Source organism: Paenarthrobacter sp. NPDC056912 (assembly GCF_042786555.1).
GTDB lineage: Bacteria > Actinomycetota > Actinomycetes > Actinomycetales > Micrococcaceae > Arthrobacter.
Window position 1 is genome coordinate 1 of sequence record NZ_JBHUCD010000038.1, and the last position, 9,272, is coordinate 9,272.

10 protein-coding genes and 2 pseudogenes are annotated in these 9,272 nt (G+C 60.3%); 8 read left to right on the forward strand and 4 right to left on the reverse strand.

The features are described 5' to 3' along the window. The 4 genes and pseudogenes from ACFRJ9_RS23745 to hxlB all read right to left on the reverse strand — a co-directional run. Positions 1–221, reverse strand: a pseudogene (locus ACFRJ9_RS23745) (glucose-6-phosphate dehydrogenase); the annotation flags it as partial. A gap of 45 nt (positions 222–266) precedes the next feature. Further along, entirely contained in the window at positions 267–476 is a 210-nt protein-coding gene (locus ACFRJ9_RS23750; RefSeq protein WP_377673329.1) for a hypothetical protein, read from the reverse strand. Positions 477–614: 138 nt separating this feature from the next. Then, positions 615–1,238 carry a 3-hexulose-6-phosphate synthase gene (hxlA, locus tag ACFRJ9_RS23755; RefSeq protein WP_377673007.1) on the reverse strand — a complete coding sequence of 208 codons (624 nt, stop codon included), beginning with the start codon at positions 1,236–1,238 and terminating at the stop codon, positions 615–617. Between the two features lie 59 nt (positions 1,239–1,297). Continuing rightward, positions 1,298–1,900, reverse strand: a complete 603-nt coding sequence (gene hxlB, locus ACFRJ9_RS23760) for a 6-phospho-3-hexuloisomerase (protein ID WP_377673332.1) — start codon at positions 1,898–1,900, stop codon at positions 1,298–1,300. Between the two features lie 289 nt (positions 1,901–2,189). Between hxlB and ACFRJ9_RS23765 the strand changes: the two genes are divergently transcribed. The 8 genes and pseudogenes from ACFRJ9_RS23765 to ACFRJ9_RS23800 all read left to right on the forward strand — a co-directional run. Continuing rightward, the gene (locus tag ACFRJ9_RS23765; RefSeq protein ID WP_377673335.1) at positions 2,190–2,951 is read left to right on the forward strand and encodes a FadR/GntR family transcriptional regulator; all 762 of its coding nucleotides are present in this window, start codon (positions 2,190–2,192) and stop codon (positions 2,949–2,951) included. After that, positions 2,948–3,658: a cache domain-containing protein gene (locus ACFRJ9_RS23770; RefSeq protein ID WP_377673338.1), complete on the forward strand. Its 711-nt coding sequence runs from the start codon at positions 2,948–2,950 to the stop codon at positions 3,656–3,658. Before ACFRJ9_RS23765 ends, ACFRJ9_RS23770 begins: the two co-directional genes overlap by 4 nt. Positions 3,659–4,077: 419 nt before the next feature. Beyond that, positions 4,078–5,562, forward strand: a complete 1,485-nt coding sequence (locus tag ACFRJ9_RS23775) for an APC family permease (RefSeq protein ID WP_377673340.1) — start codon at positions 4,078–4,080, stop codon at positions 5,560–5,562. Positions 5,563–5,975: 413 nt separating this feature from the next. Beyond that, positions 5,976–6,353, forward strand: coding sequence for a cupin domain-containing protein (locus ACFRJ9_RS23780; RefSeq protein ID WP_377673342.1), 378 nt, complete (start codon positions 5,976–5,978; stop codon positions 6,351–6,353). 9 nt (positions 6,354–6,362) lie between these two features. Further along, positions 6,363–6,848, forward strand: coding sequence for a dimethylamine monooxygenase subunit DmmA family protein (locus tag ACFRJ9_RS23785; RefSeq protein ID WP_377673344.1), 486 nt, complete (start codon positions 6,363–6,365; stop codon positions 6,846–6,848). Further along, positions 6,845–7,825, forward strand: coding sequence for a PDR/VanB family oxidoreductase (locus ACFRJ9_RS23790; RefSeq protein ID WP_377673347.1), 981 nt, complete (start codon positions 6,845–6,847; stop codon positions 7,823–7,825). Before ACFRJ9_RS23785 ends, ACFRJ9_RS23790 begins: the two co-directional genes overlap by 4 nt. Further along, positions 7,822–8,820 carry a DUF3445 domain-containing protein gene (locus ACFRJ9_RS23795; protein ID WP_377673350.1) on the forward strand — a complete coding sequence of 333 codons (999 nt, stop codon included), beginning with the start codon at positions 7,822–7,824 and terminating at the stop codon, positions 8,818–8,820. Before ACFRJ9_RS23790 ends, ACFRJ9_RS23795 begins: the two co-directional genes overlap by 4 nt. Positions 8,821–8,874: 54 nt before the next feature. Further along, positions 8,875–9,272, forward strand: a pseudogene (locus ACFRJ9_RS23800) (tyramine oxidase); the annotation flags it as partial.

The following is a 9,272-nucleotide window of genomic DNA, read 5'->3' on the forward strand; positions in this document are numbered from 1 at the left end:
CGGCGGCCGAAACCCACCAAAGCGAAACTCGGCGGAAGCAGGCCACGGTTCGCGAGGTCATAAACCGCGGGCATGAGCTTTTTACGGGCAAGGTCACCGGTGACTCCGAAGAACACCAACGACGACGGCCCGGCAATGCGGTTCAGGCGCCGGTCCCGCGGATCCCGCAAAGGGTTCCGCAGGCCGGACCTCACCGGCGAGTCAACGTAAGTAACAGACATTGTTGCCTTCTAACTTTCAACTGCGCTGCCACCGCCGAGCGGCGGTCAGGAGAGAATCTGCTCGCGGGTCTCCCCGAAGGGAACCGTGTCGCTCAGGGCGAGCGTGTAGCGGCCAGGCTGGTGACGCGTGACCAAAATGCCTGCGAAGCGCTGGGGCGTGCTCCGTAGCACTGCCTCAGCTTCATCGAGCAACTCGTTAATGCGGCGTGGTTCAGTAACCAGGACTTCCACTTCCTCGCCTGCCAGACAAAGCATTGTGACCAGCTTCCTTTCCCAGGGATCAGGGTCCCCCAAATGCCAACCCCTCATCGTTGGGTTTGCATCCTCGTGGATCGAAAAGGTGGCGCCCCGCGGCTTTCAAGGATGCGGGACGCCACCGTTCGAACGTGCTGGCTAGACGATCGCAGCGCGCAGGGCCTTGGCAGCCAACGCGGGATCCTCAGCACCGTAGATAGCGCCACCAGCAACAGCAACATCAGCGCCGGCCTTCTGAACATCGGCAATAGTGCCCACCTTCACGCCACCAGCAACCGAGAACGGAACACGGGCCTCGGAACCTGCACGCAGCAAACCATTCAGGTCAAAACCAGGCTTGGCCTGCTCATCCAGACCAGCGTGCATCTCCACGAACTTCGCACCCAAGGCACGAACTTCCTTCGCACGGGTCACCTTGTCCGCAATACCAATCAGGTCAACCACAACACCCTTGTTGTGAGCCTTCGCAGCCTTGACCGCACCAGCAATGGTGGAATCATCAGCAGCACCAAGAACAGTCACCAGATCAGCGCCGGCCTTGAACGCAATATCAGCCTCAAGCTCACCAGCATCCATGGTCTTCAGATCAGCAAACACAATCTTGTCCGGGTGCGCGTTCTTCACAGCCGTGATCACCGACAGGCCCTCGGCCTTAATCAACGGGGTACCGAGCTCAATGATGTCAACGTACTCAGCAACCTGGCCAGCCAATTCCAGCGCAGCTTCAGTGGTCAGGAGGTCAATGGCAACTTGGAGTTTCATAATGATCATTTCTTTCTATTAATGAACTGCTATCGGGTGTGGAAAATCAGGGTGTTCTTTTACTCGAGGTTCGCGTGACGCAGCCACAGCTCTTCGGCAGGCTGGGCGTCGTTGTCCCAGAGGGACTGGAAGATGGCCTCGGTGGCCACGAAAAGGGCCTGCTCAAAGAGCGAACCGGAGTACTGGCGGGTCACCGAGGAGCCGTGGTCGGTCTTCTGGGCGGCCGGAATGATAACCAGTGCGTCGGCGAGGCCGGCCAGCGGGGAGTCCGGGTTGGTGGTGAATGCTGCAATGCGGGCTCCGGCCTTGGCAGCTGTTTCTGCTGACTTGACCACACCTGACGTGGTGCCAGATCCGGAAGCCACCAGAAGCAAGTCTCCGGAAGCGATGGCAGGGGTGGTGGTATCTCCCGCGATGTGGACCGTGAGGCCCAGGTGCATCAGCCGCATGCCGGCCATCCGGAGGACCAGGCCGCTACGACCCGCTCCTGCCACAAAGATCCGGCCCGGGTGGGCGAGGTGGCTTGCCAGGCGAGCCATCTGCTGCTCGTCGATCTTGGCGACGGTGCCCATCATCTCGTCCCTGACGAGGGACACATTGCGGACAATGTCGGATGAGGTGGTGTACGAAGCAGCCGTCGTTGAGCTTACTGTCGGATTCACGATTTTTTGTCCCTTCGATTCGGTCCTTGGCCTGCGGCGGCCGCGGAGTGTTTTTCGGTTGACTCCCATGTTTCCGAATCGCAAGGGGTGGGGTAACACTGTTTTCTGACGGTTTTTCCTACCCTTAAGGACAGGTGGGCTACCGGGCCTTCTCCGGAGAGACGGGCCCCGCCGGGTTCGAGCGCAGGCCCGGAGGTGCCAAAAAACGCCTGAGTGGATCGAAACCTTCAAGTGACCCTGGTCTGTAGTATTGGGTTCAACTTGTTGCCCACCTTCGGAGCGCAGACACTTGGCATCCCCGTCCTCATTTCAGTCGCAGATCTACAGGTCCTTGCCGGAAATCGAGCGGGCCGATGCAATCGTGGACAGAATCTCAACGGCCATCGCCCTCGGCTTGCTCAAAGTCGGCGAACGGCTGCCTGCCGAAGCTGCGCTCTCGGACATGTTCGGGGTGGGCGGCGCGACTCTCCGCGAAGCGTTGACGGAACTGCGGGAGAGGGGAATCGTCGAAACCCGCAGGGGCCGGAGCGGCGGATCTTTCGTGGTCAGCCAGCCGCAAACACAAGCCGACGCCATGCGGGCATGGTTTCTTTCGACGTCGATCTCAGAGATCCGCGATATCGGTGACGAACACGCTGCGATAGCAGCGGCAACAATCCGCTTGGCCTGTGAACGCGCCGAAGCACACGACTTCGAGCGCCTCCAGGAACTAGCCCGGTCCTTGGTTCTTGCACACTCCCCCGAGCTCCGCGCATCTGCCGACAGCCGCTTCCACGTTGAACTGGCCGTTGCAGCTCAATCACCCAGGCTTGCCAACGCAGAGATCCGGCTTCAGCAAGAGACAGTTCAACAGCTGTGGACCCCTCTTGCCGTAGCATTTGACCCCGAAACGGCAACCGCTGAACACTTGGAATTGGTCAGGGCGGTCGCCCAGGATCAACCCGAGAAGGCCCAGGCGTTGGTACTTGGACACATCAGGCGGAACATTTTCCATCTGATTGATACGAAGCTCACTGTCGGATACGCCCAATCAAATCAGGAAGCAAAATGAAGCTCGACAACGAAGTCGCACATGCTGCACGTGCCCTCGCCTCATGGACCAGTGGCGTCTCCACAGAGATCATTCACCTCGCCGGGAGCGTTGCCGAGCTGATGGACCGGAACCTTGCCGGCCGCCCGAAGGTCAACAGCTCGGCGCTCAAGGGACTCGAGGAGCTCTCGAAGGAATTCCTGGCGAAGAATTCTTTTGCCGTCGGCGCTGGAACCTTCTTCGCCGCGCAGTCGGTTGAGGCGGAAGGGCACTTCTTCGAGTGGTGGTCCCGCGGGAAGTCAGGCTCTGTCGAGAAGCTGGATGCCGACCTGACTCCCGGCAGCAACCGATACTACGACTACGAGAAGCTCCCGTTTTTCTCCACGGCCGCATCCACGGGCGAACAAACCCTCTGGGGCCCGTACATCGACTACCTCGGCTTCGAGGAGTACATCATTACGCTCACAGCACCCTTCAAGGTCCACGGCACATTTGCCGGTGTGGCGGGATGCGACATCCTGGTCAAGGACCTGGAACCGCTCATCATGCCTGAACTGCGCGCCATCCCAGGCAACGCCGCCCTTGTGAACGCCAGCAACCGCGTCATCCTGGGAAATTCCGGGATGTACCTCGTTGGCGAACGGATCAAGTCGGGTTCGGCAGTGGACCAGCACCGCATCGATCTGGACGTTCCGCATCTGGGCCTGTCACTGATCTACAGCGCCTAACATCAGCGCCGCCCACCCCCAGCACAAGATTCTTTAGAATAAAAGCTGTTGAAATGAAGGTATATAGCTGTAACCTCTGAAGTGATCCATTTCACAGGAAGTTCGGAACGGTAGACGGAAGGCCTGCCCTACAGTCGCAGGCGATAAAAGCACCACTCTTCCGTTGACGGCACCTTGTCCGGTCCGTCGCCAGTTCGACTCCGACCGCGCCCCACTGACGACCAGCAGCAGCGCGTTCGAATTCCGGAGACCCGACTTCCATCATGCCTCGACGCGCGCCACCTGACGCGCGATTCTGAATGTAAGACATAACTTGCCGGTGGAGTTCGGCGCCTTGTTTGGCGCGTCCACCGGAAGGGGGACGGCAAGTTTATCCAACTGAAGAAGACAGGCACTTAGTTCAGTCAAGGGAGATTGTTATGAGTGAAAAACGTTCAGATGGGGCCGGCAACCTGGAAAGGTCGATCGACTGGAAGCAAGGACTGGCAATCGCACTGGGTGTGCCCCTGCTGATTCTGCCCTCCTTGGGCTACCTTCCGTCGTATTTGGCGGCCGGAGCAATTATTGTCTGGGGGTTGTCGGTAGTGCAGGGCTTCTTCCAGAACGCCGCCTATGCCGAGCTGGCCACTACGTTCCCCAAGGCTTCGGGCCTGCCGGGCTTCGCGCAGCATGTTTTCCGTACGGAGAACTATCAAGGCACGTATGACAAAAGCAAGCTGATCGGCGGCTTCAGCGCGTGGAGCTACTGGTTCGCCTGGACGCCGGTGCTGGCGATCTTCTCCATCCTGGTGGGAAGCTACCTCCACGGACTCTTTCCCGTCCTGGGTGAAACATTTACCGCCAACCAGCTCGCCCTGATCGCAGGGTTGGTGATTTTCGGCGGCTTGTTCGCAGTCAACTGGTTCGGCCTGAAAGATGGCGCCAAACTGGGTTACGTCCTGGCGGCGTTTTCCCTGATACCGGTGGTCGTACTGACAGTGGCCCCCTTTGCCACCGGGCACGTTGACCTGGCCAACATTACGGGCAACTGGCTGCCGGCCGACTGGTCCTGGGACATGCACCACATCCTGATTCTCCTGGGCATCTTTGCCATCGCCCAGTGGAGTGCCTGCGCCTGGGAAACCGCGGCCATCTACGGCCCGGAGTACAAGAACCCCGGCAAGGATGTTTCCAAGGCGCTTTTTGCCTGCGGCGTCATCTGCTTCTTCTCATTCGTGCTGGTTCAGGCCGCTGTCATCGGAGTATTGGGCGTCGATGGAGTGCGTGCAGAGCCCGTCTCGCCGCTGATTCCAGTGGCCCACGCAGTCTTCGGCGAAGTTGGCTCGGTCCTGACCATCATCATGCTGATCGCGGCCATGGTGCTGATCATTCAAACGGCCTACCTGGGTTCTTCAAGGGCCATGCACTCCATGGCCCTTGAAGGCAACCTTCCCCGGTCGCTCGGCAGGACAAATCGCAACGGCACACCGTTCGTGGCGATGCTGGTCATTGGAGTTTTCAACCTGGTGCTCATCTTCATGGGCAACCCCGCCGCGATTGTCGCGGCATCGGCGATCGGCTACACCTGCGCCAACGGCATCAGCCTGTTCGCTTACGTGAAAGCCAAGACGAATCCTGCGTTTGCCGGCCTGGAGAGGCCCTTCAAGGCACCCAAGGGCTGGAAGAACGTGGCATTGCTCTTCGGCCTGTTCAATCTTCCGCTCTGCCTGATCGGCGTGGTCTACCTGAACAGCCTGGAGATCGGCTGGGCCCCCACCTGGGTCGGCTTCATCGTGCTGGGGCTGTACATCCCCATTTGGTTCTACTCCCAGCGTGAGGCTGCACGGTTAAAAGTTAGGTCGGCTGCAGCCGCCAGGCAGGCGGACCACCACCAGGCCGACCTGGAAGACGTCACCCACCCCTAGAAGGTGACGCCAGGGCACCACACGGCATAGACGCTACAAGCAGAGGGCAGGACCGTTCCGCACGGTCCTGCCCTCTGCTTGTTTCCCTTGAGGCTCGTTTTCCTTGAGTTGGCGGGCCCCTGGAGGTGCGTCAACACTGCCTCCGCAAGCAATATGAAAATTCATCATGAAATTTTCTAAAAAAGTCTGGACTATAAGTATTAGCTCGCGTAGCTTTGCTTGTGGGGCTTAGGAGTGACTCGCATCACACGAATCCCAACTTGATTGAATGCCCCACTGGGCGCTGAAGATCAAGGGATTTGGATCAACTCTTCGGACCATTCAGGGCAGTCAGCCCACGCTCACTCAATTGCTAAATGCGCTTGAAATGCGACATTTCTGACACTCACCACTATTACTCAAAGGAGAGACCCATGGAAACGCTGCTTGGAACACTCAGCAAGGCTGGAGCCATCCACAAAGTCGAGAAGGCATACGTCGGGATTCCGTCCATGGACTTGCCGGGAACCGACGCCTTCATCGGCGACGCCCTGCACAACCCCGAAGGTTCGGTCATGAGCGCAGGCTTCTTCGAGCTGAAGGCCTCCGAACCGTTCGAATACACCTACACCTACGACGAAATGAAGGTAGTCATCAAGGGCGAGTTCATCCTCACCGATGTGAACACCGGCGAGGTGACGCACGCGAAGGAACGCGACGTCCTGTTCTTCCCCAAGGGAACCACCGTCAAGTTCGACACCCCCGAGTACGGCCTCGGGTTCTTCGCCGGCGACCGCTCCTTCGCACCGTAAGGACCAACCATGAGTTCCGTGTCCATGCCACATGTAGCGGGCACAGGCTTGGAACCTGGTTTCCGCGGCGTCATCTGCGCGTCATTCGGCGCAGCAGATGGCACCGCGGAGCGGCACAGCGGCAGCCAGCCCAAGCTTGACCTCCACTTCGATTCCGCAAGTCCGGAGGCCCTCTCCGATCTGCGGTCCGCACTGGGAAGCTCCAGAGTCGGCGTCCGCCTCTTGCTTTCAGGCCCGACGGCGGACATCCGGACGGCTGCGGCCGTCGCCGCGGAATGTGGGCTCGAGCAGGAGGAAATGACCCTCCTGAGTGACGAAACCACCCTCCGGGCGATCTACTGCCCGCACTGCAACTCCACCACCGCAACCGTCGAGCCGGCCGGCTCGGAGGTTCTGTGCGGAGGATGCAGCACCATCCTCACCACCACCGACCACTTTTCCCGCCGATTGGGCGCGTACCTCGGCTATCGAGCCCACGTTGAGGAGGCATCATGACTGTCACAGCTCTCCCGATCACGCCCCATCCGGCGGTTGACGGCGGCCTCCAGCTGGAAGTGACGGACGTCAGTCCCCAGACAGATTCGATTGTGAGCATTACGCTCGCAGACCCGTCGTTCCGGAAACTGCCGTCCTATGTTCCCGGCAGCCACCTCGTGGTCCAGTACGGCGAGGAAGGCGTCAATGCCTACTCGCTGACCGGTTCAGGCAACGGCCCCTGCGAGTACACCATCTCAGTCCTCCGGGTTGAGGACGGCGCAGGCGGGTCCAGGGCCATGCACCGGCTCGCCGTCGGGGATCGCGTCTATGTATCAAGGCCCCGCAGCGCCTTCGCCCCGGCGTCGACAGCAACCCATCATCTTCTGGTCGCGGCAGGAATCGGCATCACCCCGGTCCTTTCCCATGCGCGCGCCGCCGCAGACCGCGGCACCACGTCGTCGCTGATCTACGTGTACAGGCCGGGGGCCGGAGCCCACGTGGACGAGGCGAGGGAGCTGCTCGGCCCTGCATTGACCGAATGCAGCAACCGGGACAGTTTCCAGAAAGTCCTGGCCCGGCAGCTCACCACGCAGAGCGTGGGAACACACCTCTACACCTGCGGCCCTGTTGCCTTCATGGACGCAGTTCTTGACCAGGCCCGTGAGGCAGGTTGGGCGGAGTCGAGGCTGCACTCGGAAGCCTTCGGCGCGGCGGAACTCGACGACGGCGAGCCGTTCACAGTAAACCTGGTCCGCAGCGGTACCAAGCTTGAGGTTCCGGCCGGCGTATCGCTGCTGGAAACCCTCGAAAAAGCCGGTAAGACCATTCCCAACATGTGCCGCAAGGGTATCTGTGGCGAATGTGTCCTCCCTGTCCTCCGAGGGACGCCCCAGCACCGGGATCTCTACCTCACCGATCAGGAAAAGGCCGAGAACACCACAATGATGTGCTGTGTTTCACGCAGCGAAGACCCAGAATTGGAGTTGGACCTTTGAGCATCACCATCGACAAAGAAACTGACACAGCGTCCCTCCCTGACCGCATCAGGCGCTTCCCCTTCCCCTTCAAAGAGGACGTGTACCGCTACAGCGCCAACGTGGAACCGGCCAACAAGAACGTTGCTACTGACGCGGGCACCTGGGGCAAAGGAGTCATCGACATCGACGAGTTCTACCTCGAAGAGCTCGCCGACCGCGACCGGATCCTGACCCGCGACCCCTCACGCTCACAGGTCCTGCCCCACATGCGGCCAGCCGTCTGGGACACCGTCACCACCTTGCTTGCTTCAATGGCGGAGGAAAACCCGGACATCATGTCCTTCCGCCGCGAAGGAAACCACTGCCACTGGCAGAACAAACTGCAGGACCTCGACGTCGAATTCACCGTGGGAGACGACGATTCCCTGCCGATGGGGCCGCTGCGGTTCCTCGGAACCCAGATCCAGGACGACATCGTCCTGCTGGACATCCGGGACAACACGATGTGGCTCGACGCCGGCCTGGTCAGCTTTGCCGCTGACTGGTCGTTCGGTTTCGACGTCGGCATGAGCTTCCTGGAGATCCACGGCCCCGTTCCCCGGGTCAAGGAAGAAAACATCATCGCCCGTGCTGAGAAGTTCCTCATGCGCCTGCAGCCTGGTGAGCAGTTCCGTCGCACCAACTGGACCATGACCATCGGCCGGCGCCTGGATACCTCCACGGAGACCTACCCGGAGTGGGGACCGGACCGCGCCACCATAGCCACCGATCCCGACATGCCGGACAAGCTCCATCTCCGCGTTGAGGTCCAGCACCTCATCCGCCTTCCCCACACCGGCACCCTGCTGTTCCTGATCCGCAGCTACCTCTTGCCGCTGCGGGACATCGCCCGGGTTCCTGAGTGGCGCCGGAAGTTCGGCAACGTCCTGGCTGAGCTGCCGGAGGACATGGCCGAATACAAAGGCATCATCCGCTACCGGAAAGCAGCTTCCGACTGGCTGCTTGCCGGCTAATCACCATCCGATCAATCAACACATATCAAACACATCAAAACAAAGGAGTTAATCGTGACTTTGAATGCTGAAACTGAGGCTCTTGTGGGGGTTTCGCACCCGTTGGATCCGTTGTCGCGGGCGGAGATTTCCCGTGCTGTGGCGATTTTGAAGGAGGGTCCGGCTGCTGCGGAGTCGTTCCGGTTTATCAGTGTTGAGCTTCGTGAGCCGGCCAAGGATGATTTGCGGGCCGGTGTGCAGGTGGCTCGTGAGGCTGATGCTGTGCTGGTCGATCGTGCCCAGGCCCGTTCCTTCGAGGCTGTTGTTGACCTGGACGCGGGCACGGTGGATTCGTGGACCCAGCTCGCTGCCGATGTCCAGCCGCCGTTCATGCTGGACGAGTTCGCTGAGTGTGAAGAGGCCTGCCGGAAGGACCCGGAGGTCATCGCGGCGTTGGCCAAGCGTGGCCTGAC